This is a genomic window from Ruminococcus sp. FC2018, from assembly GCF_000621805.1.
In the GTDB taxonomy this organism is placed as follows: domain Bacteria; phylum Bacillota; class Clostridia; order Oscillospirales; family Ruminococcaceae; genus Hominimerdicola.
On record NZ_JHXH01000002.1, the window covers coordinates 170,593 to 195,751 of the forward strand.

Sequence of the window (25,159 nt, forward strand, 5' to 3'; positions counted from 1 at the left end):
TTTTATTCGTATTTAAGCTCAGCTACAACGTTGAGCTTCTTGCTTTTTCTTATGGTGGAAAGCGTTGCGATAAGCACTGCGGCGGCTGCAACTGCTGCGTATATAGGGACCGAGCTCCAGTCCATTGACACGTTCATGGGCAGGTCAATGGATCTGAACAGCTTTTCCATTATCCCGTTGACCATTACCGAGACCGGAACAGCTATCACAAGGCTCCAGATAACGCTGGAGATGCTTTCGGTAAGCACAAGATTTCTGCGCTTTGACCTGTTCATTCCCACCGATGTCATCACGGCAAACTCTTTTCTTCTCTGCTGGAACGAAATGGAGATGTTGTTGAGGATACCTATTGAGGTTATGACAAGGGCAAGGTATGAGAAAATGGAAAGGATATCGATGACCATCTGGTTATCGTCAACGTTCTGTTTCATCATATCATCTCTTGAGATGTATGTCGCACCAAGACTGCTTACTGCTTTTTTGAACTCTTTTTCCACCTTCTGTGCATCGGCGCCCTTTTCAAGTCTGAAATCTATGCTCCATGCTTCCTTGATATTGAAATACTTTTGTATATCCTCCGGCTTCATAAGTGCAACTCTGCCGTTGTTGTAAACCTTGGAATCAAAGGTACCTATAATGTTGAAGGTCTCCTTTTTGCCGTTCATCTCTATTTCTACGGTGTCGCCGGCTTTTTTGTTTATGTGCTTTGCCACAACGTCTCCGATAAGGATACCTTTGTTTGTGTCTTTTTTGTATTTTTCATAGGTATCTTTGTTCTTTTGTGAATCAAGCTCAAAATACTGCATATACTCTGCATACTTATCAGGCTGTGATGCAAACACAAAGTAGATGTAGTCGTTGTTCTGAGTATCACAAGCGTACTGGGGCGTTATGGAATCCTTGTCTATACCCTCTATCTGTGACAGCTTTTCCCCCAGTATTTCGGTGGTAGTCGTGGCTGCGTTGCTGGGTATGATATTTGAGATGGTGTAATCTGTGTTAAGCTCCTCGTAAGCCGAAACCACAAGGTCTTTCATTGAGCTTCCCACAGACACGATGGCAAATACTGCCGAAAGAGAAACTATAAGCAGAGTGATATTGCCCCGCAGCAGCTTTGAGGACTTGATATTGTTCATTGCAAGAAATGCGGTGGTGTTCCCACGGAAAAGCTTGCTGACCCAGCCGGAAAGGAATTTGAGAAGCTTTCTTGAGATCATTACTATACCCAGCAGTTCGCACATGAACAGCACCGGGCTCAGGTCCACAGTCCATTGTGCGTCAACTGCATAGCCCACTATGGCAAATACCAGCAGCACACAGCCTGCGATAAATCTTGCCGCACCCTTCTTGTGCTTTGTTTCCACTCTGCCCAGGATAACATCCTTGACTTGCAGCTTTTTTATGCTTCTTGCAGGCAGCCATGCAGAGCCTATTGAAAGAACTATTGCAAAGGCAACGCCTATGAGGATATGTACGGGGTTTATCTTCATGGGGGGATAGATCCCGTATTCCTTCAGCGGAGCGAACTGTCTGGAAAAGACCATAAGTCCCACTTCACCCAGCACTACTCCGAACAGCGAGCCGACTATGGCGTAGAGCCCTGCTTCCATAAGCAGTATCCGCTCCATCTTTGACCTTGTGGCACCCTGGCTCATAAATGTGCCGATAATAGGCAGCCTTTCGGTGATGATAAGCTTGAATGCACCACAGATAATGATAACGCAGACTATACATACCAGCAGCAGCATACCGTAAAGTCCCATTGTAATGGACTCTGTGCCGATGGTTGAATCGTCAACGAGTATGGTCGCCTTGAAGTCGGGGTTGTCGCTGTTAAAGTTCTTTACAGCCTCCTTGACGGTAACTCCGCTGTCGGTTTTCTTTGCGCTCATGTAGTTATATTTTCCGCCGGCGTTCATCATTTCGTTCATATGATCATAAGCAGCCACCGCAGAAAAGCTGTTTTTCTTGTCCGTGTAGAACAGACCGTCGTTGGCAGCTATACCCTTGATGATAAATTCTTTCTTCTCGCCGTTTATGGCAATGGAGAGCTTGCTGCCGATCTTAAGGCTGTAGTCCTTTGCGGTCCTGTCGGAAATAATTATCCCGTTTTCGTTTTTGTTCTCAAAAGAGCCTTCGACCATTTTTTTGTCATAGCTCTTTCTTGCGGACAGTGAAACGTATCTTACCTCGTCGTTCTCGTTGATAACTCCCGTGAGCTCCAGAGAACCCACAAGATCATCTATGCCCGTTTTTTTAATGTCCTGCTCGCTGAACATCGGATCGTCCGTGTTTGAACTGATGCCTATGTCCTGCCCCTCGGATCTTATGGTCAGCGGCTGGATAAAGCTGTCCATTACCGAATCGATCAGCCCCAGGCTTGTGATGAGCAGTGCTGTACTTATCATTATTGAAAAGATAAGCAAAAACAGCCTGCCCTTTCTTTCCAGCATATTTTTAGAAATATACTTTAAAAATACACCCATTTTTTCTCCTCCCTATTTTTGTTTCTATATAAAAGGTATTCCCTTTTTTACAGCATATCGCACATTTTTTGATAAATATCTTGACTTGACGATGTAATTAGAATGGTCATTGCCGTTGCAAGGTCAAGCAAAGTGTGAGCTGCCATTATTGGCACAGGGTCCTTCTTTTTGCGGTAGTGCACGCAGAACAGCACCGTCAGGGGAAGGAACGAAAGGAAGCGGTACACCATGTATCTTACATCAAATATTGTGGGAATGAAGCAGTGCTGCAAAGCGTAGAAAAAGGCAGGCACCACGATACAGGCATATTTGTTTTTTATGCTGTTTACTCCCAGTCCCAGATACAGTCCGTCCTCGGCAAAGGCTACCGTAAGCGGTAGCACTACAAGGTTTATTACGGCAAGGGCAAGGGGCACAGGTGCCACGATGTCCAACGTCACACGGGGCATCACCGAGCCGTAGCACACAAGCCCCGAAAGGTACATACCGCCCATACCGACAAAGGCGAACAGGATCACCGCAAGTATGGTTTTTTTCACCGAGCGTCCGCCTTTGGTAAAACCGATAAGCTCGCCGCAGCTCATGCCCGATCTTTTCGCTGCTGCCACAAGCAAGGCTATGGTCACAATGTTTACTGCGCTTGCAGCAGGTGACCAGATGCTGCTGAGCTCTTTTACTTGTCTGCCCGCTGCAAAGGCACCTACTATAAAAATAAGCAGGAACACAATGCACCGGAAAGGGAGCAGCAGAGCATAGCTGCTTTTATATCTTTTTTCTCCCCGGCTTTCCATTTTAACACCCCGATTTTCTGATATTGTCGCCCTGTTGTCTGTCTATGATATCATATCACGCAAATCATTAAGAAATCCTTAAATATTAAAGCGATATTTCTCATGCGGTATATTATATCACTGTGTATATTATACGGCATATAATACTATTTGTCAACACAATATTACTTGATGCATAAAAATATGTAGCCGTGCACAAATCACGGGAACAAAAAATATGTCCGATTGGTGAATATGTATATTTTGCCAAAAGATATAACCACGACCTATGTCCCACGCCTCTAAGGGTATGGGTGTCCTGTGGACATCTATGCGCAGCATAAGCACCGACCGAGGCGACAGACGAGGACTAACGCTCGGTCGTGCCTGAATGAGGGGGCGACGCTCCTTATGGAATTATATCCTAACAGGGGCTCAAGCGCTGCAAAAAGGCGCAAAAAGCACCTGTCCTCATGGCAGGTGCACATTTACGGCAATATGAAACGTTTGTGTATACCGGAGTTTTCACAGTCCTCTTATCTCCAGCCGGTCAAGTATGCCACGGATACTTACCCCGGGGTGGGTCACATATATCCGCAAAATGTCGTTTACAAGATCCCTTGGAGCTTTGGTGCGGCGGCTTATCTCATCGGGAGTATGCCCCTTGTCCGAAAGCTTTGTTATCTTTTTTACCAATGAGTAAAGGTCGTCCTCCGCCCGTGGGGAATGCTGCTTGCTGTCAAGCTCCGCCGTTTTTGCGTGACCGTAGTAAATTCTGCGGGGGCTGAGCTTCAGGAGCCTTTCCCAGCTTTCTCCTGTTCGAGTGCCTTTGTGCAGCTCAAGCTCATACAGGGGTGCAAGGTCACCCACAAACAGGGCCTTTTCATCATCAAGCCACAGAGAAATGCTGTCGGGGCTATGCCCGGGGGTATGAATAAGCTCGCCGTCAATGCCCAGACTTTTTAAAAACTCACGGCTTTGTTCTATGGTTATAACTTCCGCCCTGCTTTCGTCAACGGGTACAAATGAGCGGTTGTTCTCCTTTTGGAAAATATGGTCCGAGGAGTGTATATACTCCCTTTGGACGTCTGCAATAACTATCCGTATCCCATGTTCGGCAAGCTCTCCCGCAAGCCCCATATGGTCGGGGTGAAAGTGGGAGATGATAAGGCAGTCTATCTGCTGAAGGGCAATGTTTTTCTCCCCAAGTGCTTTGCAGAGCGATCCGAAGGTGCCTGCCCAGCCTGTATCAAAAAGCAAACAGCCCTTTTCGCCGCTTATGAGATATGTATTGGTGTTTGAATACCTGATCTGTGTGACCATATTTTTCACCTGCCTGCCTTTGGTTTTATCCCTTACATTTTATCATAAAGCTGCTTTGTTTGCAAGTGTAAAAAAGATTTTCAGGGCTGTGCTGCCTCTTGACACGGAGGGTACGGTTCTGTTACAATGTAGGTGTGTTTGAATGAGGGGACGATGTCCTTTATTAAAAAAGGGAGTGAGCGGCAATGAAAAAGATACTTGTGGCGGTGGACCTGCAAAAGGACTTTGTTGACGGTGCGCTGGGAACAAAGGAAGCTGTGGCTATAACAGAAAATGCAGCGGAAAAGATAAGGAATTTCAAGGGCGAGATATTTGTGACATTTGATACCCACGGTGAGGATTATCTCAGCACTGCAGAGGGCAGGAAGCTTCCTGTGCCCCACTGCATAAAGGGCACTGACGGGTGGGAGCTTGACGGCAGGATAAAAAACGCCCTTAAAGGGAAAAAATACACACCTGTTGAAAAGGGCACATTCGGCTCGGTGAGGCTTGCAGGGCTTATCAAAGAAGCTGCCGGCGATGAACAGTTCAGCGTTGAGTTCATAGGTCTTTGTACGGATATATGCGTGGTGTCCAACGCTTTGCTTGTAAAGGCAGCCTTCCCCGAGGCTGACATATCCGTGGACAGCTCCTGCTGCGCAGGGGTGACTCCGCAAAAACATGAGGCAGCCCTTGAAACAATGCGAAGCTGTCAGATAGATGTGATTTAGCGAAAAGGAGCATGGCTATGAGATTTGAACCTATTGTGGTATCACTGCTTGATACAGACCTGTATAAATTCAATATGGACCAGGTCATTTTCCACAGGCACACCGACCTTTGCGGTCAGTATTATTTCAAGTGCCGCAACGAGGGAGTAGTTTTCACAGCGGAAATGGTACAGGAGATAAACGAGCAGATAGACCACCTGTGCAGTCTGAGTTTTAACAAGCAGGAGCTTGATTATCTGCGCTCTATCCGTTTTATAAAGGACGACTATGTGGAATTTCTCCGCCTGTGGCACCCTATCCGTGACTATGTGACGGTAAGCCTTTCTGAGCAGGGAGAGCTTTCGGTGGTAGTTGACGGACCGCTGTTTTCGGCAATGCAGTTTGAGATATACCTGCTTGAAATAATAAACGAGGTATATTTCAGGACGAGCTATGACTATGACCGGCTGCGAAAGTCCGCCGAGGAAAGGCTGGATTCCAAGATAAAGGCGATGAACGAGGGGACGTATACCTTTAAGTTTGCCGAGTTTGGCTGCCGCAGGAGGCTGTCAAGAGAGTGGGAGGAGGAAGCTGTCCGCAGGCTGGTCACGGAAACCAAAAACTGCATCGGAACATCAAACGTGTTCCTTGCTATGAAGTATAACGTGACCCCCATAGGCACATATGCCCATGAGTTTGTGCAGATGTATCAGGGCATTGACTCAATACCCCTTGCCTTCACCAATTATTACGCCATGAAGGACTGGTACAATGAGTATGACGGCGACAACGGAACTGCGCTGACAGATACCGTGACCACCGATCTGTTTTTGCTTGATTTCAACCGCTCTATGGTGAACAACTATACAGGTGTGCGCCACGACAGCGGCGACCCGTACGCATGGGGCGAAAAGATCATACAGCACTATAAAAAATACGGCGTTGACCCAAAGACCAAGCTTTTGCTGTTCAGCGACAGTCTTGACTTTGACAGGGCACAGGAGCTTTACGACTACTTCAAGGACCGCACAAAGGTGTCCTTCGGGATAGGCACCTTCGTTTCAAACGACACCTGCGAAAATGCACTGAATATTGTCATCAAGCTCCAGTATGTCAACGGCAGACCTGTGGCAAAGCTTTCGGATGTACCGGGGAAGGCAATGTGCCGTGATATGGATTATCTTGAATATCTAAAGCGGTCGGTAGAATTCAGGCTTAACAGAGGGAGAAAAGAGGTTGAGAAAAAATGAAAAAACTGCTATATATGATCCTTGCGGCAGCACTTGTAATGTCAATGGCAGGGTGTGATAACAGCTCCTCAGGATCGGATACATCCTCGTCGGGGGACAATTCCTCATCTCTGAGCGAGTCTTCCATGCCTGACACAGACACAAGCAGCCGGGCGCAGACCACCACCACGACCTCCGCAGCGACTACAACTTCCACCACCACATCACAGACCACCAAGAGCACTGCCGCAACAGCAGCTCCCGCACCGCTGCCTGCAACGGCAAAGGATCTGATAAAGATAACCAAGGAGCTTTACGGCACCCAGGAGATAGTGGCTGAGTCAAAGAATATGGACGATGCTTTTGAAAGCTATTTTACCTCCGCCGAGGGGAAACATTCCGCATCGGGCAGGTTAAAGACCATAGACATTTTCTCGCCCTTTGATGACCTGCTGACACATATAGACTATATTTCTCTTGCAAAGGACAGTGCAAGCATTTTCATGATAGGCAACTCAGTCAGGTTCAAAAATACCGGTTCCGATGCCGCAAAGGAGGAAACGGTCATTGATATGGACGGAGCCGTTATGGCGATAGTGTTCAACTGTGCCGACGCTGCCGAGGCGAAAAAGGTTTACGGCTGTGTGATGAACGAGGATTTTGTGAAGGATCTTGATGATACGGCAAAGGAAGGCTTTATTGTTGAAAGAGCAGCCGACCACGTCATTGCGACAATACCGAACAGAGAAATGTATATGTGCTATTACCGCAGCGGCAGCGACGTTATCGTCCTTGCCATGTCCGATATAGGCGTTGAGGGACAGACTCCCGTGGGGACCTACACAAAGCAGTACGATTATAAAACAGAGCTGGATAAGCTTGCCAAAGCACTGGGTGTAAAGCAGCCCTCTGAAGTGAAATAATACACAAAAAACCGCCCCTGCAGCAAAATGCAGAGGCGGTTTGTGGTTTTATCTGTCTTTGTACATTTTCTTGTTTTCGTACATTGCGTTGTCCGCACGCTCAAAAACCATTTCCACAGAGGTATCCTTGCTCCTGTCGTATGCAGCCACACCCAGCGCAAGAGTGGCAAGTCCACGCTCGGCATTGCTTTGCATAATGCTCTCGAAGGCTTCGGAAAGCTCTTGTCTGTTTTCGTAATCCTCACCTGTGAGTATCACGGCAAATTCGTCGCCGCCTATACGGAACACGGGACTGTGCTTGAAGGTGGTGCAGATTATCCTGCAGCAGCTTCTGATATACTCATCTCCAACCCTGTGTCCACGAGTATCGTTTATGTCCTTCAGTCCGTTTATATCAAGCACCGCAATGGCAAATTCCTTGCTGCGGCGGTTGTTTATATCCTCGTCCATTTCCGATACGGCATGGGAGTAGGCGTGCTTGTTTTTTACCTTTGTCAGGGAGTCCTTGTTTGCCATATCCATAGCGTTTCCAAGGGCAGCTCGGAAATCCATTTCCCTTTGTTTTGCGGCGTCGATATTTGACACGGCAATAATAACGTGCTGTGGATTTTCCTCGGGACGGATAGCGATAAGGTTCACATACTGGGGTCTGTTGTCCAGCATGAGCCGGTAGGTGATAGACGTGGTCCCTGTTTCGTTCAGGTCGTTTATAAACTGCTGTCTGTCCATCGCCTTTTCCATCATGGGGTAATCCTCGGGGTAGATCTGCACTTTCATGTTGCGCTTGGTGTCACCGAAGAAATCCAAACCGGACGCGCCCATTCTCAGCTGGGCATATTTTTCGCTGGAGCTGTACTCTTTATAATGGTCGGTCTCCAGGTCTACATAGTAGATGACCTCATATTGCTTGGCAAGGGCGTTTACGATCTGGCTGTAGGTTTCGTTCTGCGCTATGGCAGCCTGTTCACGCCGCACCTGTTTATCAATGTTCAACACCCCTATAACGATACAGTTGTTGTCGTTTCTGGGGCGAACAACGTGCATGGTCACATACTGTGAGCGTCCGTCAAGAAGCTGTCTGTATGTGCAGGTGAAGGAACCTGTCTGGTCAAGGGTGTCAAGGAGATTGTTCTTGTCCATTATCTTGAGCATCCTGTCAGAATCCGCAGGGTCGATGTATTTCCCTATGTCCTCTCTTGCGACAGCAAAAAAGTCACGGCCCATTTTGCTCACGCCCAGGAGAGAATACTCGTGGCTGGAGCTGTATTCGGTATACTTGTTGGTGGTGGCGTCGATGTAGTAGATGACCTCGTATCTGCTGGAAAGAGCCATTGAGATCTCCCCGTAGATCCTGCTTTCCGCAGCGGCTATCTGCTCACGCCTTACCTGTTTGTCAACGTTGCGCACGCCTACGATCATAAAGTCCTTGTCCGCACCTATGCCTCTTATGACCTTGAGCTGATAGTACATAAAGCCGTCGTCCCTGATAAGACGGTAGTTGTGGGTGTATGCCTTGCCGTCCTCAAGGTGGGCAAGTATATCCTGCTTTATAAAGAAGTTCAGGAAAGCCTCTCTGTCCGGCTCATAGACCTGTTTGGGTACATTATAGGTCACGTCAAGAAAAAAGTCGTCACCGTAGGAAACTACCGAAAGGTCCTTGTTCTCTCCGGAAGCTCTGTATTCAACATAATGGTCGTTTCTTGTGTCAACGTAGTATATGCTCTCGTAGTCATTTGCAAGCGCAAGCGCAAGCCTTGAAAATGTGACCAGCTGGTTGTCTTTGATATTCTGATCGTTATTTATCTGCATATTATCACCGCCTGTATAATTCTCATCAAGTGGTACAATAATAATAACCACGACCATGCTCGGTCGCACTTGAATGACCGGGCATTGCCGCTTGTTTAATCACAAACATTATACACCATTTAGAAACAAATTTCAATAGCATTAAACGATTAAAATATTTTTTATTGAAACTGCTGTTATAAACATATGCTGTTTAATGCTCTTTGCACATAAGTGCCTGTACGGAGCAGGTAACAAAAATGTTGACAGGGGAGTAAAATAGTGATATAATGTATATGTTGCAAATCAAGATTTTTAGTGAGGTGATCGAAGTGACCAACAGTGATAGTTGCGGGCGATGGCGGCAGAAGGTGCATTTTATACGGGTTCGCACTTGTGACGGAGCTGTTGTTCGTTTCGTGTGACACCCCTGTTTGATATGCATTTTTCCCGTTATGCCCAAAGCAGACGGGATATTTTTGTGCTTTTGCCAATGACCGCTACTCCGAAAAAATGCAGCAAAAATCTAAAGACGGAGGGATAAGATGGCTTTGGAAGAAGAAAGACTCGAGCAGGTGAACGAGTCCGAAGATATCATCGAAAAGGATGAGCCTGCGGAAATGCCGGACTACGAGGGGGATATAATCTCCATAATCAGGAGCGGTATTTCCCCAAAGGCAATGAAAAACAGACTTGAGGACTACCACGAGAACGACATTGCGGAAGTCCTGCCTGTGCTTACCCAGGAGGAAAGGATAAAGCTGTGGAGGATACTTGATGCGGAAATGATCGCAGAGATATTCGAGCATACCTCCGAAGAGGATGCAAGCACGTTTATGAACGAGATAAACGTGAAGAAATCCGCAGATATCATCTCACAGCTTGAAACGGATACGGCGGCGAACATATTAAGGCTCATGTCCAAGGAAAAGCGTGAGCTTCTGGTGGATATGACTGCGCCGGACGTACAAAAGGAGATAAGGCTTATTTCGTCCTTTGATGAGGACGAGATAGGAAGCCGTATGACGGCGAATTATATCTGTATAAGAGAGAATATTACCGTGCCTCAGGCTATGCAGGAGCTTGTAAGGCAGGCGGCGGACAACGATAACATCTCCACCATTTTCGTGGTGGACGAAAACGACCTGTTTTACGGAGCTATCGATCTTAAAGAGCTTATTATAGCCCGAAAGGAAACAAAGCTTGAGGACCTTATCGTTACGTCCTTCCCGTATGTTTACGGAAGCGAGAACGTTGAGGACTGTATCGAAAGACTTAAAGACTATTCGGAAAACTCCATACCCGTGCTTGATAATTCCAACAGGCTGCTGGGCGTTATCACATCTCAGAACATCATCGAAGCGGTGGATGACGAGATGGGTGACGACTACGCAAAGCTTGCAGGTCTTACCGCAGAGGAAGATCTGAAGGAACCCCTTATCCAGAGTATGAAAAAGCGTGTGCCCTGGCTGCTCATTCTTCTGTGTCTGGGTATGCTGGTATCGGGCGTGGTGGGAACCTACGAAAAGGTCATCTCACAGCTCACAATTATCATGGCGTTCCAGTCGCTGATACTGGATATGGCAGGTAACGTGGGCACCCAGTCCCTGGCTGTGACTATTCGTGTGCTTATGGACGAGAACCTTACAGGTAAGCAGAAGGCCCACCTTGTGGGCAAGGAAATGCGTGTGGGCTTTTGCAACGGGCTTTTGCTGGGCGTGCTGTCGTTTATTTTCGTGGGACTGTATATTTTCCTGTTCAAGCATAAGACATTGGCGTTCTCCTACCTGGTGTCGGGCTGTATAGGTGTTTCGCTGCTGGTGGCGATGCTTATATCCAGTGCTGTGGGAACACTTATCCCGCTGTTTTTCAATAAAATAAAGATAGACCCTGCGGTGGCATCGGGACCGCTTATCACCACGATCAACGACCTTGTTGCTGTGGTGACATACTATTCCCTGAGCTGGCTGCTGCTGATACAGGTATTCAACTTAGCATCATAACAACAAAAAGAGCAGGCTTTCATCTTATTGAAAGACCTGCTTTTGTTATGTCTTGCGGTGGTTGCCTCAAAGCAGCTTTAAAAATTTCTTGTCGTTCATCTGCTCGTTGGTGAGATATTCTCCGTCACGGAACAATGCGTATGTGGTCACGGGGCTGGGTGCGCTTTGCGCCTGCTGTTTGGTCTGAATGTGGATAGCCTTGAATTTAACTCCGTTTTGTTTTGCTGTCTGCTCAACGATGGGGACATACTTTGCGTTGAAGGGGCATTGGCTGGTGTAATAAAGCACAAATCCATCTTCATCGGTGTGAGGATGCCTTGCACACTCTTTGAAGGCAGGTTTTACGGCGTTTTCCTCAAAGGGCAGGTACCACAGAAGTATCCCGTTATCAGCCTTGTCGCACACCTCAAACCCTTTGTATTTCAGATACTTCGGGTCGGCAAGGAAAGGCTTTTTCTTTTCCCCGGACAAGATGCAAAGTCCCTTTTTGCCCTTGGCTTTGCTGTCGTCGATGCATTGCTGCAAAAGGTCGCTGGAGTAACCGTGACCCTTGAAAGAGCCGGATACCCAAAGGCAGTCGATATACATATATCCCGGGGCATCTATGGGGTTCCATGCGTTTTCTGCGGGTATGTATTCAATAAAACATTTTCCCCTCTCGGTGCTCTTGAGAAAAACCAGCCCCTCATCAAACTGTTGTGCCAGCCATGCCTTTTTTGATGCCACCTGCACGTCTTTGTTGTTGGAGATAGCGCAGCAGATATGCTCGCTTTCCAGGTTGTCCTTGGTAACTTTTATGTATTCCATACTCTCCGTCCTTTCCGGTCATAATATGTAAAGGTTGCCTTTTACAAGATATTCCCCAACCGGTTCTCCCTCGGGGGTGCTGATAAGGGTGTTGTAAAAGTTGCTGTCATGGTTGTTAGTTATTGAAAAATCAAAGCGGTGGTTGCAGCTGTCTTTCATGCCGCCGGCAAAGACAGGGTCGTTGGGCATTTCTTCCCAGTGCTGTTTTGACTGGGTAAAACCGTACTTGTCGGCGACCCTGACAAAGTTTGCTATCTTGTCGGGAGTCCACCACTGCTTGTCGTATTCAGGTCCCTCGACCTTTTCGTTGGCAATGGGCTCGAGCTTGTTGTCAATGTCGTACAGGTCAATGTAGTATATAGTATCTCTGCCGCTTGCGGAAAACCCCTTCTGGGTGAAGCATCCAAGCATGAGCTTGTCCTTGTACAGGCGGGTGAAGATGTGTCCGTAAAGCCTGTCGCTGCTGAAAAAGCTCGGGTCTATCTCTGCCTCGCCCCAGGGGAGCACCTCACCTTTGTCGGTTATCTTGAAGTTCTTGCAGGAAAGCACCCAGTTATCCTCGTTATCGTTAAGGCATATAACCAGCATATATTCCGCTTCGCCGCTTTGTGCGTAGACAGGGCGGTATGCAGCACCGCCTGTGCAGCGGCACTTGCCCAGGCAGAACTTATTGCCCCCCTTTGCGATGTATGGATAGCTCACCTGCTGCTTTTCAAGTGAACAGGTGTCCTTGAGTATGACCTGACGGTAGTGTTTTTCCATCACCTTCAGTCTGTTTGGTCGCACCTGCTCATAAAGGGGTATAAAAAGCCCGTCGAAAGCCGCCAGCACCTCACGGTAATTTTTGGGATACTGCATATATCCACCTGCGCTTATGCTTTTGCCGTCGTCAAAACGGGCGCTGAAGCTGAAGGAATCTCCGTCAAGAACGTTGCGTGCGCAGCCGTCAAAGCCGTCCCATTTTTTCAGCTTGAACTGCTCAAACACCGCTTCGATACGCTGTGTGAGATCCCTGTCCACTTCAATAGTCAGAGCGTCCTCGTCGCTTACCCCGTCAAGGCGAACGGTTATGGTGGGTTTTTCGCCGTCGTTGACGTAGTCATAATCAAAGCCCGAGTACATATAAGTCCCGTGGCTGCCAAGATGCATTTTTTTAAGTACTGCCATAGCGATCCCCCCTTTTTTTATTATAGCATTGTCCATAGAGCGTGTCAACAGACGTCCGGTAAGTCGTGGCAGGGAAGTTGTGCATGATATACAAATGGCAGGCGGGTTTATGGTCAGATTTTAGAAAGTTGAAAAAAACTATTGAAAATATATCTCTAAAATGGTATAATAATATGAAAAACAGGATCTTTGGTTTTTGTCGGCAGAGGCGGGATCGGGCTCTTTGCCGTTACAAGACAGGAAAGCAGGGGAAAAATGAGATTGATCCACTATGATGTATGTTCTTTTGTGATACTTTCGCTGATGATAATTTCTATTTTTATCAGGAAACTCAACAACGGACACGCACAACGACTTTTTGTTACGTTCACCGTGCTTATTTATGTAAATACACTTGCGGATATACTGTGTGCCGCTCCCTATTCCCTGGATGAGAATGTGGATCTGATGATACGGCAGGTGAGCACCCACATCTACTTCCTGCTCCACGCCAGCCTTATGCCGCTTTATATTATTTTCATGGGCTCGGTGGCGGGTACCTGGGTGGCTTATCTGGGAAAGAGCAGGTGGAAAAAGGCGGTTTTCACCACCCCTTACCTTGTCAATCTGGCATTGGTGATCACAAACCCGTGGACACATTGGGTATTCTATTTTGAGGACGGTGTCTATATAAGAGGAAAGCTTGTCCTTCTTACCTATTTCATTGCGGCTTTCTATGTTGTGTTCACCGTTTATTACCTTATCAATTACAAAGGCACGCTGGACAGGGGGCAGAGGATCGCATTTTTCAGCCTTTATCCATACACTATGCTTGCCATAATTATACAGTATCTGTATCCTCAACAGCTGGTGGAAATGTTTGCTTATACCGTAGCGACGCTTACAGTGCTTATGTTTGTCATCAGACCTGAGGAGGTCATAAACCCTGCGGTGGGGGCAAAGACGAGCAGTGCATTCAAAACGGAAATGAGCCGTGATTACCTTTCCTCAAGGGAATATGCAGTCATCATCATAAAGATAAACAGCGACAGCTCCCTTATAAAGCTTTACGGCATAAACAAGCATGAGCTGTTCATAAAGAATCTTGTGGGCAGGATCCATGGCTGCATGAAAAAAACCATGAAGAGGCTCAGCGATTATAATGTGTTTTATCTTAATTACGGACTTATCGCTGTTAAAATGGAAAGCAAATACAGCGATGAGCAAATGGCGCAGAGGCTTTACGAGACCCTGTCGGAAAGGTTGTGCAGCGACAACTTTGACATAGTCCCGGAATGTGTTGTGTGCGCTCTGGACGTGCCAAAGGATTTTGCAACGGCTGATGAACTGCTGAGGTTTACGGATACCTTTGAAAAGAGTGATATCCAGCCCGGGGCGTTTATCTACTCCAAGCTGACGAGGCAGGAAAGGCTGAAGATGAATTTTGACATCGACAGATACATCCACAAAGCCATAGCCAACAAGAGTTTCCAGATGTACTATCAGCCCATATACTCCGTAAAGGAAAACAAGTTTGTCACCGCCGAAGCGCTTATAAGGCTGAATGACGACGAGGTGGGCTTTATTTCTCCCGGGCTGTTCATACCTGCTGCGGAAAAGAGCGGAGCGATATATGAGATAGGCGACTTTGTTATCGAAAGCGTTTTTGGGTTTATCGGCAAGGTAAGACCCTACGGTGTGAAGTACATCGAGATAAATATTTCCGCTATGCAGTGCATGAGCAGCAGCTTTGTTAAAGAGGTAATGGAAAAGCTGACACGGTACAATGTGTCAAACAAGTGGGTTAACTTTGAGATAACCGAATCCGCCTCGGACATTTTCGACGAGATGCTCAGCGAGACGGTGTCCGACCTTCACAAACAGGGGATAGAGTTCTCCATTGACGATTACGGCACCGGTTACTCAAATCTCAGAAGGATAATGAGCGAGCCGATAAAGATAATCAAGATCGACCGCAGCCTTATTTGCGAGATCAACGACGACAAGTCAAGGTCTCTGCTGGCAGACACCATAAGAATGATAAAGTCTATCGGAATGGAGATAGTGGCAGAGGGCGTGGAGAATGCCGAAACTGCCGACTGGCTCATCGAAAAAGGGTGCGACTATATACAGGGCTTCTATTACGCAAAGCCAATGCCCGAGGATCGGTACATAGAGTTCCTTAAAAGCAGCGTATAAATAAAGTAAAGGACACGGAGCTTTTTCCGTGCCTTTTTTGTATATCATTGGTCTATTCCCCTCCCGGGCAGTATATTTTTCACAAAGGGATCTACCACTCCCCTTGAAAGCCGATCAAACCGCCGCAAAAACTAATGCCTGCAAATTTGTCCGGCAGGGGAGAGCTGCTCTTGATTTTTGAGGAGTATTGTGTTAAAATCAATACATAGACTAATGTAAAAAGGAGAATGAGCCAATGGAAGAAAAGAAAAAGAACCCGTCTTTTGTCTGGAAATGTATATGCATAGCCCTGGCTGCGGCACTGCTTACAGTATCCTGCCTGTACATTTTCAAGCTGAGCAGCGGCAGCTCAGACAGCACAAGCAGCTCGGAATCCCGGTCAAAGGACAATGAAAAAGACCCTTTGTCCATGTGGACAGAGAATGCTCCGCTTAAAAAACAGCTTACGGAGTATATCAGCAAGATAACCGATAAGGACTCAAAGGACTTTATCCCGGTCGAAAAACGTATCGCTGTGTTTGATTTTGACGGAACGCTGTTTTGCGAAACGGACCCTGTGTACTTTGATTACAGGCTTTTTTATTACCGTGTAACGGAAGATCCCGACTACAAGGATAAAGCAAGTGCAGTGGAAAAAGAAACTGCCGCAAAGATAAAGACCATGATGGATACAGGTGAGTCTGCAAAGGGACTGGAGGTTGCCCACGGAAAGGGCGTGGCTTCGGCATTTGCAGGAATGACTGTGGGACAGTTCAATTCATATGTCAAGATGTTCAGAGAAAAGCAGGCACCAAGCTACAACAACATGAAAAACGGCGAGGCTTATTATAAGCCCATGATCCAGGTGGTAAACTATCTTAAAGCAAACGATTTCACTGTATATGTTGTAAGCGGCACGGACAGATTTATCGTAAGGGGCGTTATAGAGGACTCGGCTCTTGATGTTCCCCCAAGACAGATAATCGGATCTGATGAAACTATCGTTGCCGACCACCAGCAGGGTGAGGACGGAATGGTATACCAGTATAAGCTTGAGGATAAGGTCATAACCGGCGGAGATTTCATTATCAAGAATCTGAAGATGAACAAGGTAAGCGTTATCCAGCAGGAGATAGGTGTGCAGCCGGTGCTTTCCTTCGGTAACTCCTCCGGCGACAACAGTATGGCAAACTTCGTTATCGACGACAATCCGTATCCGTCTGCTGCGTATATGCTTTGCTGTGACGACCTGGAGCGTGAGAACGGAAATCTGAAAAAGGCTGATGCAATGCGTAAAAGCTGCGAGGAAAACGGCTGGACAGCAATTTCCATGAAGGACGACTGGACGACCATCTATGGTGATGAGGTAACAAAGAAATAGTATAGTGAGAAATATCCAACGCCCGGAAGTGAAAGCTCCCGGGCATTTTTGTTTACAGTTTCAGATCCATGTGTAGCAAAAACTACATGGACCTGTGATGGTTGTAGCATAAGCTACAGATGCAGCCGATATTATCTGTTGAAAATCCCGTGAACAGGTGGTATTATACATACAGAACAAGAAAAACGAAATACAGATCAAGGAGGACATCACAATGATCTCAGCACTTATTTCAATCGGAGCCGGCGTAGTTTTCGTTGCCTGCTGTGTATATGTAGCACGCACCATCGTTGCCAATGACGTAAAATAAACAGACCTCAAATACTTAACAGAGAAAGGAGCAGAATAATATGTGGATCAAAGTAGAGGGCATTTTTACAGGAGTCAGATTTTTTCAAGACGCTGAACATCTGCTTTCACATAACGGAAGAACCCGACAGCGAGTCGGCAGAAACCATAGCAGACATTGTGCTGCGCAGACAAACGGAATAACGTAAAGCAGCCGCATAGCTTGAACAAAGCTGTGTGGCTGCTGTTTTGTGTGAAGATATGAAGCAACAAAGTGTCACAAAAACTGCGTCTTTGCGGCGAGTTTACATAATTGCGATTGACTGATGATCTGCGGTGTGGTATAATAGCTTAGATAAATAATGTCAGGAGGTCATCATTATGAATATCAGGAAAGCGATAAAAGCCCGCCACAGCGTTCGTCAGTTCAAGGATATTCCTATCGGTAAGAATGAGGCTGAAAGGCTGAATGAAATAATAGATGAGTGCAACAATGAAAGCGGTATGAATATTCAGCTTGTTCAAAACGATCCGGACTGCTTCAACACATTTCTTGCGCACTATGGCAAATTTAAAAATGCCAATAACTACATAGCACTTGTGGGCAGAAAATCTCTTGGTGACCTTGATGAACGTGCAGGATACTACGGTGAGAAGATCGTTCTAAAGGCGCAGATGCTGGGCTTAAATACCTGCTGGGTCGCCGGCAGCTACGGCAAGGGTAAGTGCAAGGCAGATAAGAATGCAGGAGAGAAAATAGTCTGCGTTATTGCAATAGGATACGGTGAGAACCAGGGTAAACCACACAAGTCCAGATCACTTGAAAAGATCTGTGCATTGAAAAAGGATGAGATGCCTGTATGGTTCAAGAACGGAATGCTTGCGGCTGTGCTTGCACCGACTGCCGTTAATCAGCAAAAATTCTTCATTGATATTGACGGTGAAAATGCTGTTATCACCGCCGGAAGATCACCGTTGGCAAAGATCGACCTTGGTATAGTCAGATACAATTTTGAAGCTGCATCAGGGCATAAGTGCATATCAAAATGATAGGAGCTATAGAAATGACACATGAATACCGGATGAGCGCTGAACAGGCACTTGACAGATTAAAAGAAGGAAATCAAAAGTACCTTGCTGCAAAAACAAATATGGGTGACATCTCTCTTGAAAAGCGGAAGATGACCTGTGAAAACGGTCAGCAGCCTTATGCGGCCATAGTCACCTGCTCTGATTCAAGGGTCATACCCGAAAGCATTTTCGGTGCAGGCATCGGTGAGCTGTTTGTTATACGGGTCGCAGGAAATGTTATGGATGACCATCAGCTCGGCTCTATTCAATACGCTGTAGAACATCTGGGTATAAGGCTCGTAGTAGTGCTGGGTCACGATCACTGCGGTGCTGTCGATGCAGCGATAAATCACGATCCCGAGGGATATATAAAATTCATCACTGACGAGATAAGGCTTGCGATAGGTGACGAGCAGGACGACTACAAGGCTTGTTGTCTGAATGTGAAACGAAGTGCAGCGGTAATAGAAAGCAGCTTTGAGATACACCGTGAGGAAGAACACGGTCTCAGAGTTATCGGTGCGTTATACAGGCTTGCTGACGGCAGGGTGGAGTTTGAGATATAGGAGAAACCTATGAATAATACACTTAATGACTGTAAGCTGAAAAGGATACGCTATGGATCCGACGGAGGATCAATGTGCTTTCACTCGGAATTTGAGATCCAAGCCGATGCAGGATAGATGATCCGCACCGCCTACCGGAGTGATAATAACTACAGTATGTCAGAGGAAGAACAAAGGCAGAAAGAAAAAGAGGCTCTCACAGCGATTGTGATGAGCCTCTTTGTTAGTTTGTGTAGTATTTACGGCAGTGGCTGCGCCCGGGAGCTGCGGAAGATGCGACAGAAGGCTGATAGGAAGCTGCTGAGAATGATTAGGAAGAAGGAAATATCCTTAGCAGAGTATTAGTCTGTTATTTTGATTTCATTTATTTCTGTATGCGTTCAGGAACTGCAAATACATTGCACTGATACTGATGTATCCATAATTTTTGATATCTTTGTCATCACAGCTGACAGGGAACCAGAAGGACACTCCTTTGTTGCTTCTGCCGCTGCTGACAGTGCAGACTACAAACTGAGTAAGCAGTCTATCCATTTTTGTGCTGTCATAAAAATCTGTCTTGCTGACAAGATCGCCCAGGTCTACAAGGTTTGTGTCGTCTTCTCCGAACTTCTCCGACACAGCGGCTGCGCTTGATATTTTCTCTTTTCCGCCTTGCTTGAGCGCACTGTTCAGACTTGCAGCAAAGGCATCAAATTCGCTTATCAGCTCGTCGGTTTTTGAAAGGTCAAATACGGACATTGTTGCTTTAGAGCCCTTTCCGTTTGCCTTGCTTTTTTCCATAAACGAATCACAGATCGTTTTCCCAACGTTTTTCAACGGCTCATTGGCAAGTGCCTGTATAAAGGCTTTGTAGTCCCAGCCGCCGCCCGGCTCGCTTTCTTCCGATGCCGCCATAAATTGCGCATAGTCCTTAACTTTGGCAGCGGTCTCGACCGATGCCATAAGGCAGGCATCAAAGCCTATTATCTCATATTTGCTCTGGGGCTTTGCACTTTCAAGCGCACCTTTTACCTCATCGATCCGCAGAGAATCTCCCACATGGTTTTCATCGCTGCAAACTCCGCCCATACAGCCTCCGCCGTGGTTCCACAGCACCAGTGACCTGCGGGTCGATCTGTACTTTTTGTTTCCCCACGAAAGAAAATCCGTAAGGGTCTGCTGATCCCCCATAGAGTTGTCATCAAGCGTTTCGAGCAGCTTCAGCTTTCCGCCGCTTATCTCCCACCTTTGCAGCTTGTCAGAGCGTATATCGTGTGAACGCCATTTCTTTGCGCCGCCTGTTTCAATGACGATAGTGAGCTTATCACCTAAATTTACGCTAAGCATTTCATCAATGCTTTTTCCTCCCAGTCCAAGCCTTGTTTCAAGGTCGGAACCGCACATATAGACAAACAACACATTCTCCACTGCCTGCGCATCGTTCGCAGGCTGAGTATCGTTTTTCGATCCAGCATCGCTGACAGATGATGTGCTTGCGGAAGTTCCGGGATTTTCCGTTTCTGACTGTTCGTTTTTATCACAGCCAAAGCAGAGAAGTGCAAACAGCACAGCAAGCGAAATTGCGATCATTCGGTTTTTCATCTGCTCACTCCCTTGCACTTTTTTAGTATTATACCACAATGTGATCTTTTTGTAAACTATTTATATGGGACAAGACGTTTGTGTAGTTTATACTGCATTTTGAGGTAAAACAGTTTATTGTAATTCTCGGATAAATAGCTATTATATTGGTTAAAAGATTTATTTTTATCTCGACTGTTGGCAATAAAGCTTTATATATATGATCACAGCAAGGAATAACACACTGAGCAAAAGCAGAAACAAAAATTACAGATGCTGAAAACAACTGCAAAGAAGTTGCAAAGAAAGGTGTGTTATTATGTAGTCACAGCAAGGGAAACAAACCCGAAAACAACAAAACCAAAATAAAAAGAAAAGGAGAAATCAAAATGACAAAAACAACAAAGACAACAAAAACAAGAAGACCCGTAAGCAAGGTAAAAAGAACAGCAGCCGCAGTTATGGCAGCAATGATGGTAGCAACAACAGCTGCAAGCATAGGCGCATCGGCAGCACCGGGACGCTGTGAACTGCTCAACCTGTGCAATTTCACAAGAACAGCTGATGATATCGTCAAGAGCGAGCTGAAAAACAAGAGCTACAGCGAAGTGCTCAAAAAGTGGCAGACAGCGCTCAAGGATCCTACCAAGGCGTTCCCGAACGGCTGCGACCTTGACGGCGACGGCGAGACTACCGAGGAAGAGAAAAACGAGATAGCTGACAAGGTCAAGGAATATGCAGCAGGAATGACCGTAGGTCTTATGAAGATGGGACTCAACGCTTGCTGCGACGGTCTGGCAGACTGCTTTGAAGGACCGATGGGCGATTTCGCAAATGCGCTCTTCGATGTTCCTCAGGAAGCTTCAAACGATGACATTATCGACAAGATCGACGAAAGCACAAACCTCGTGCTGAAAAAGATCGAAGACAGTGAGAACAATATCGTAAACAGAACTTCAAACCTCAATGTTGCCAGCGAGTACGGCAAGATAATGGATAAGTACGATTCCGCAGCAGGCAATCACCGTGAGGCTATCAAGACAGCTCTCAACGAAAAGAACAACGAGTCCAAGACCGTTGAGATAGCAAACTCTCTCGGCGATCTGGGCGAATGGGCAAACAAGAACATCGTTACCAAGAGAGGCGAGGCAAGAACAGTCCTCACAGCAGATTACTGCACCACAGATCCTGAGCACCACTACAATCTCTACAAGATGGCATTCAAGGTCGCACTTGACAAAGGCTCTCTGTTCATGAAAGAAGCTGTTGAAAACTCACAGCGCTATGTTGTGAACTGCACAAACAAGTACCTCAAGAGCAGCATCACCCTGCTTGAAATGCTCGCAGCAATGGAAGACGTGAGCAAGTTCACCCCACAGCAGATCTCAAAGCTCTCTGCATCAGCACTCACAAATTACAACAAGATCAAGGACAACGCTTACAAAGCAGATTCTTTCAAGGCACAGGTCCTCGAAGATCTGCTCGGCGACAACGGTATCCTGACAAGGTCATCTCAGTACGTTCAGCGTAAGATCACCGAGCCTACTACATATGTAGCTAAGGGCGTAGAGGAATATAAGCACGTTAAGCTCAGAAAGGATCTTGACTACTGCTCAAATATCCAGTTTATCTATCCTTACTACAAGCGCTGCGCTCTTTATTCAGAGCCTTATGACTGGAAATGGATCGCCGGTTCCGATACACAGCGCATGAGCGCAAGAGGTCTTGGCTATAAGGAAGTTGAAGGTATCTGCAAGCACGCCCTGAACACAGGCTACACAGTTGAGAATTACCTCAAGGCAAACGGATTCAACATCAACAATAACTGCGGCAAAAACCGCATTCTCGCAACAGGTCACTTTGATGAATACCACGGCAAGAACTGGAAAGCCTACACTTCTTACGAAGGCTTCTACGGATTTGACATCAACAAGAAGTACGGCAAGGATGCAGGCTCTGAAAAGTGGAACCTGATCCGCAAGCATCAGCTTGGTCTCGGTATGCCGGGATGCGACGAATGGAAAGTCGGAGATGATTACATCTTTATGTTCTTCGTAAAGGCATAAGCCGCAGCGAAAACTAAGACACAACACAAAATCAAGTACCCGCACCAAAAAAGTGCGGGTACTTTGGCATCTTGATGCAAAAAATCTTCAAAATCTCTTTTCATTTTGGAAATAATGTGCTATAATACAGAAAACGGACAAAAATAAAGGAGGTATGCACAGTGAAAAGCAAAAACAAAAAGCGCAGGCTGCTGTTTCAGGTAGCCGCCATTGTGCTGCCTCTGTTCCTGCTGCTTGCCGTCATCATCTGCCAGCAGGTTTACAGCAACTCGGTGGACAGCTTCCTTGAAGCGCAGAACTCGTTTATCGAGGAACGCATCGACCTTGCGCTTCAGAACATCTCCCTGCTTGACGATAACAAATTTGATGACAATGCGCAGGGCTGGCTGATAGATTATCTTGAAAAAGACGGCGCTATGGTCAACGAAAGCTTGACAGAAGCTGAAGAGGACAAACTGCGCAAATACTTTGTAGGAGAAGACGCTTTTACTAACGAATGGTTCCTTGCGCTTCCCGAAGAGATCAAGCAGCTGTATACAAGACAGTTTTATCTTGTGTTCATTCGTGTGATAGAGAGCGCCGTGCTCGACAGCGACTATGAGAATCTGTTTTTTATGGATCTCACAGACGGCTATCAGGGTCTTGTCCTGCTCGATGTCAAAAAGAACGGCAAGAGCCTCAGCACCGGAGATCATTACGATATCGACATTGACAAACACCCTGCTATCAAGCAGCTGATCGAGACTAACAGCGACGAGATAGTTTTTGAAAGGAATGATAATTTCCCGTCTTCCGCCAGCAACTATATCGGCTGCAAGCCCATCGTGATAAACGGAAAAGTGAGAGCCGTCATCGGCATCACATACAATTGGGACGCCCTGCATTCGTCCCTGCACAGCACGATAATCAGAACAATGATAATCAGCGTTAGCGGTATGCTCATAGTTATGGCAGTAATAATCCTGCTGCTTTACCGCAGGGCAGTCAAGCCTGCCGAAAAGATACAGAAAGCGCTCATCGGATACACCGCCGATAAGGATACCGAGCAGATCGTCGAGAAGATGCACGAGATCAAAGAGAATAACGAGCTTGGCTATCTCGCAGGCACCGTTTCAGACCTCGCCGTTGAGATCGAGACCTATACAAAGAAGGTCGCCGAAATAGCGATCGAGCGTGAACGAGCCGAAAAAGAGCTTTACGAGGCAAAGGTCGCTGTTATGACCTCGCAGATACAGCCGCATTTTATGTACAATGCGCTGACATCTATCGCTATGATGTGTCAGATAGACCCTGAAAGAGCGCAGGAGGCAACCGTCGCCTTTGCAAAGTACCTGCGTGGAAATATGGATTCCCTCAAGCAGACAAAGCCCGTGGCGTTTGAAACGGAGCTTGACCACCTGAAAAATTATCTCTATATCGAACAAATGAGATTTGGCAAAAAGCTGAATGTGGAATATGACATTCAGACAACGGATTTCAAGCTGCCGATGCTGTCGGTGCAGCCGCTTGTTGAGAATGCCGTCAAGCACGGCGTAGGCATGAAGAAAAAAGGCGGCACCGTTACGATCAGCACAAGGGAGACCGAGGACGCATTTATAGTTACAGTTTCCGATGACGGCGTGGGCTTTGATGTGAACGCTCCGAAGAAGGATGACGGGCGTTCCCACGTCGGAATGGAAAACACTCGCACAAGGCTAAGAGATATGTGCGCAGCAGAGATAAAAATAGAAAGTACAGTCGATGTCGGAACGACTGCGACCATAACACTGCCAAAGGAGGAACAGGATAATGAGGATACTGTGCCTTGACGATGAAGAGCTGGCATTGCAGATGCTGGAGATGTGCGTAAAAAAAGCCGAGCCCACGGCGGAGGTCTGGTCATTTGACGATCAGGACGCACTGCTGGAGGACGCAGAGGATTCGGGCTGCGACGTGGCGTTCCTCGATATACACATGAGAGGAATGAACGGCGTTGAAGTCGCCAAGCGCCTCAAGGACATCAACCCGAAAATGAACATAATCTTTGTTACAGGCTTCTCTGAATACAAGGGCGATGCTATGGACATGAAAGCCAGCGGCTACATAATGAAGCCGGTGACCGCCCAGGAGGTCAGGGAGGAGCTTGATAATCTGCGCTACCCCATCAAAATGGTGCCAAAGAGCAACGCTTTGCTGCGTGTGCAGTGCTTTGGCAACTTCGATGTTTTTACACCAAACGGCGAGCACGTCCGCTTTGAGCGCAGCAAGTCAAAGGAGGTCTTTGCATATCTCGTATCCCGTCACGGCAGCTCCTGCACTTTCAAGGAGATCTTTGCTGCCATCTATGAGGACGAGGCTTATGACAAGAAGCTGCAAAACCTCTTGCAGACCTACATCTATGCTATGATAAAGAGCCTAAAAGCCGTCGGCGCAGAGAGCGCAGTAGTGCGAAGCTACAACGCCATTGCTGTAAATCCCGATGTGCTGGACTGCGACTACTACCGCTTCAAAGAGCTTGACGCAGCTGCGGTAAACTCCTACGAATGCGAGTTTATGAGCCAGTACTCGTGGGCGGAATTTCTGTATTTTGAATAAAGTTAAAGCACCCGATCATTGGACCGAACCATTTTGTGCGCACAGTACAAAATGGGGAGGCCCTTTTTTGTGCGTTTTTTGCCAACGGCGGCATTGTGCAAAGAAGCTGCAAAGAACAGTTTGAAAACCGAGGAAAAGATACCCTTTAAATATGCTGTGATCTCTGCGCTTACTGCGCTTGTCTATGGTGCAGGTTGTTCAGCAAATTTTCTCGTAAACGGCAAAGGTGAAATAAGACCGGCATTATAATGCTTTGAGCTTGAAAATGAGTGGGAGGTATGATATAATAAAGAAAAAATCGGAGGAAT

At 46.8% G+C, this 25,159-nt stretch carries 21 protein-coding genes; 14 read left to right on the plus strand and 7 right to left on the minus strand.

Features of this window, described 5'->3' with window-relative positions; translation table 11 throughout:
* Window positions 1-2 precede the first annotated feature (2 nt).
* The 3 genes from T494_RS0102100 to T494_RS0102110 all read right to left on the minus strand — a co-directional run bounded on the left by T494_RS0102100 (window position 3) and on the right by T494_RS0102110 (window position 4,579).
* The gene (locus T494_RS0102100; protein WP_028504871.1) at window positions 3-2,486 is read right to left on the minus strand and encodes an FtsX-like permease family protein; all 2,484 of its coding nucleotides are present in this window, start codon (window positions 2,484-2,486) and stop codon (window positions 3-5) included.
* Window positions 2,487-2,533: 47 nt separating this feature from the next.
* A complete protein-coding gene (locus tag T494_RS0102105; RefSeq protein ID WP_051539903.1) occupies window positions 2,534-3,277 on the minus strand; it encodes a CPBP family glutamic-type intramembrane protease in 744 nt (247 codons plus the stop codon).
* Window positions 3,278-3,781: 504 nt separating this feature from the next.
* Complete coding sequence (locus tag T494_RS0102110; RefSeq protein WP_028504873.1) at window positions 3,782-4,579, minus strand: MBL fold metallo-hydrolase; 798 nt, start codon at window positions 4,577-4,579, stop codon at window positions 3,782-3,784.
* 185 nt (window positions 4,580-4,764) lie between these two features.
* Here T494_RS0102110 and T494_RS0102115 point away from each other — a divergent pair, with 185 nt between their 5' ends.
* From T494_RS0102115 to T494_RS0102125, 3 genes are read left to right on the plus strand one after another with little or no spacing between them, the layout of a single operon-like run.
* Complete coding sequence (locus T494_RS0102115; protein WP_028504874.1) at window positions 4,765-5,289, plus strand: isochorismatase family cysteine hydrolase; 525 nt, start codon at window positions 4,765-4,767, stop codon at window positions 5,287-5,289.
* Window positions 5,290-5,306: 17 nt separating this feature from the next.
* Window positions 5,307-6,518, plus strand: a complete 1,212-nt coding sequence (gene pncB / locus T494_RS0102120) for a nicotinate phosphoribosyltransferase (protein WP_028504875.1) — start codon at window positions 5,307-5,309, stop codon at window positions 6,516-6,518.
* The gene (locus T494_RS0102125; protein WP_028504876.1) at window positions 6,515-7,420 is read left to right on the plus strand and encodes a hypothetical protein; all 906 of its coding nucleotides are present in this window, start codon (window positions 6,515-6,517) and stop codon (window positions 7,418-7,420) included. Before pncB ends, T494_RS0102125 begins: the two co-directional genes overlap by 4 nt.
* 48 nt (window positions 7,421-7,468) lie before the next feature.
* On the opposite strand, the gene T494_RS0102130 is transcribed toward T494_RS0102125, so the two are convergent.
* Window positions 7,469-9,286: a GGDEF domain-containing protein gene (locus T494_RS0102130; protein WP_028504877.1), complete on the minus strand. Its 1,818-nt coding sequence runs from the start codon at window positions 9,284-9,286 to the stop codon at window positions 7,469-7,471.
* 467 nt (window positions 9,287-9,753) lie between these two features.
* Here T494_RS0102130 and mgtE point away from each other — a divergent pair, with 467 nt between their 5' ends.
* Entirely contained in the window at window positions 9,754-11,211 is a 1,458-nt protein-coding gene (mgtE, locus tag T494_RS0102135) for a magnesium transporter (protein ID WP_347490841.1), read from the plus strand.
* 66 nt (window positions 11,212-11,277) lie between these two features.
* Here mgtE and T494_RS0102140 read toward each other — a convergent pair whose 3' ends face one another.
* Complete coding sequence (locus T494_RS0102140; RefSeq protein ID WP_028504879.1) at window positions 11,278-12,018, minus strand: N-acetyltransferase; 741 nt, start codon at window positions 12,016-12,018, stop codon at window positions 11,278-11,280.
* Between the two features lie 18 nt (window positions 12,019-12,036).
* Window positions 12,037-13,185 (minus strand): hypothetical protein, encoded by a 1,149-nt coding sequence (locus T494_RS13265; protein WP_051539906.1) that lies wholly within the window; start codon window positions 13,183-13,185, stop codon window positions 12,037-12,039.
* 255 nt (window positions 13,186-13,440) lie between these two features.
* Between T494_RS13265 and T494_RS0102155 the strand changes: the two genes are divergently transcribed.
* From T494_RS0102155 to T494_RS14090, 6 genes are all read left to right on the plus strand, one after another.
* Window positions 13,441-15,363: an EAL domain-containing protein gene (locus T494_RS0102155; RefSeq protein WP_155984004.1), complete on the plus strand. Its 1,923-nt coding sequence runs from the start codon at window positions 13,441-13,443 to the stop codon at window positions 15,361-15,363.
* A gap of 235 nt (window positions 15,364-15,598) precedes the next feature.
* The gene (locus T494_RS12010) at window positions 15,599-16,723 is read left to right on the plus strand and encodes an HAD family hydrolase (protein WP_051539909.1); all 1,125 of its coding nucleotides are present in this window, start codon (window positions 15,599-15,601) and stop codon (window positions 16,721-16,723) included.
* Between the two features lie 350 nt (window positions 16,724-17,073).
* The gene (locus tag T494_RS13735; RefSeq protein WP_155984005.1) at window positions 17,074-17,220 is read left to right on the plus strand and encodes a hypothetical protein; all 147 of its coding nucleotides are present in this window, start codon (window positions 17,074-17,076) and stop codon (window positions 17,218-17,220) included.
* A gap of 172 nt (window positions 17,221-17,392) precedes the next feature.
* Window positions 17,393-18,061 (plus strand): nitroreductase family protein, encoded by a 669-nt coding sequence (locus T494_RS0102175; RefSeq protein ID WP_037343641.1) that lies wholly within the window; start codon window positions 17,393-17,395, stop codon window positions 18,059-18,061.
* Window positions 18,062-18,075: 14 nt separating this feature from the next.
* The gene (locus T494_RS0102180; protein WP_028504883.1) at window positions 18,076-18,648 is read left to right on the plus strand and encodes a carbonic anhydrase; all 573 of its coding nucleotides are present in this window, start codon (window positions 18,076-18,078) and stop codon (window positions 18,646-18,648) included.
* Between the two features lie 156 nt (window positions 18,649-18,804).
* Window positions 18,805-18,993 carry a hypothetical protein gene (locus tag T494_RS14090; RefSeq protein ID WP_155984006.1) on the plus strand — a complete coding sequence of 63 codons (189 nt, stop codon included), beginning with the start codon at window positions 18,805-18,807 and terminating at the stop codon, window positions 18,991-18,993.
* Between the two features lie 15 nt (window positions 18,994-19,008).
* Here T494_RS14090 and T494_RS0102195 read toward each other — a convergent pair whose 3' ends face one another.
* On the minus strand, window positions 19,009-20,232 hold the full coding sequence (locus tag T494_RS0102195; RefSeq protein ID WP_028504885.1) for a clostripain-related cysteine peptidase: 1,224 nt from the start codon (window positions 20,230-20,232) through the stop codon (window positions 19,009-19,011).
* Between the two features lie 368 nt (window positions 20,233-20,600).
* Between T494_RS0102195 and T494_RS0102200 the strand changes: the two genes are divergently transcribed.
* The 4 genes from T494_RS0102200 to T494_RS13740 all read left to right on the plus strand — a co-directional run bounded on the left by T494_RS0102200 (window position 20,601) and on the right by T494_RS13740 (window position 25,100).
* The gene (locus tag T494_RS0102200; RefSeq protein WP_028504886.1) at window positions 20,601-22,277 is read left to right on the plus strand and encodes a hypothetical protein; all 1,677 of its coding nucleotides are present in this window, start codon (window positions 20,601-20,603) and stop codon (window positions 22,275-22,277) included.
* Between the two features lie 161 nt (window positions 22,278-22,438).
* Window positions 22,439-24,085 carry a histidine kinase gene (locus tag T494_RS13270; protein WP_051539912.1) on the plus strand — a complete coding sequence of 549 codons (1,647 nt, stop codon included), beginning with the start codon at window positions 22,439-22,441 and terminating at the stop codon, window positions 24,083-24,085.
* The gene (locus T494_RS0102210; RefSeq protein ID WP_028504887.1) at window positions 24,066-24,851 is read left to right on the plus strand and encodes a response regulator; all 786 of its coding nucleotides are present in this window, start codon (window positions 24,066-24,068) and stop codon (window positions 24,849-24,851) included. The genes T494_RS13270 and T494_RS0102210 overlap by 20 nt, the downstream gene beginning before the upstream one ends.
* Before the next feature lie 69 nt (window positions 24,852-24,920).
* Complete coding sequence (locus tag T494_RS13740) at window positions 24,921-25,100, plus strand: hypothetical protein (protein WP_155984007.1); 180 nt, start codon at window positions 24,921-24,923, stop codon at window positions 25,098-25,100.
* The last annotated feature ends 59 nt before the right edge of the window (window positions 25,101-25,159 follow it).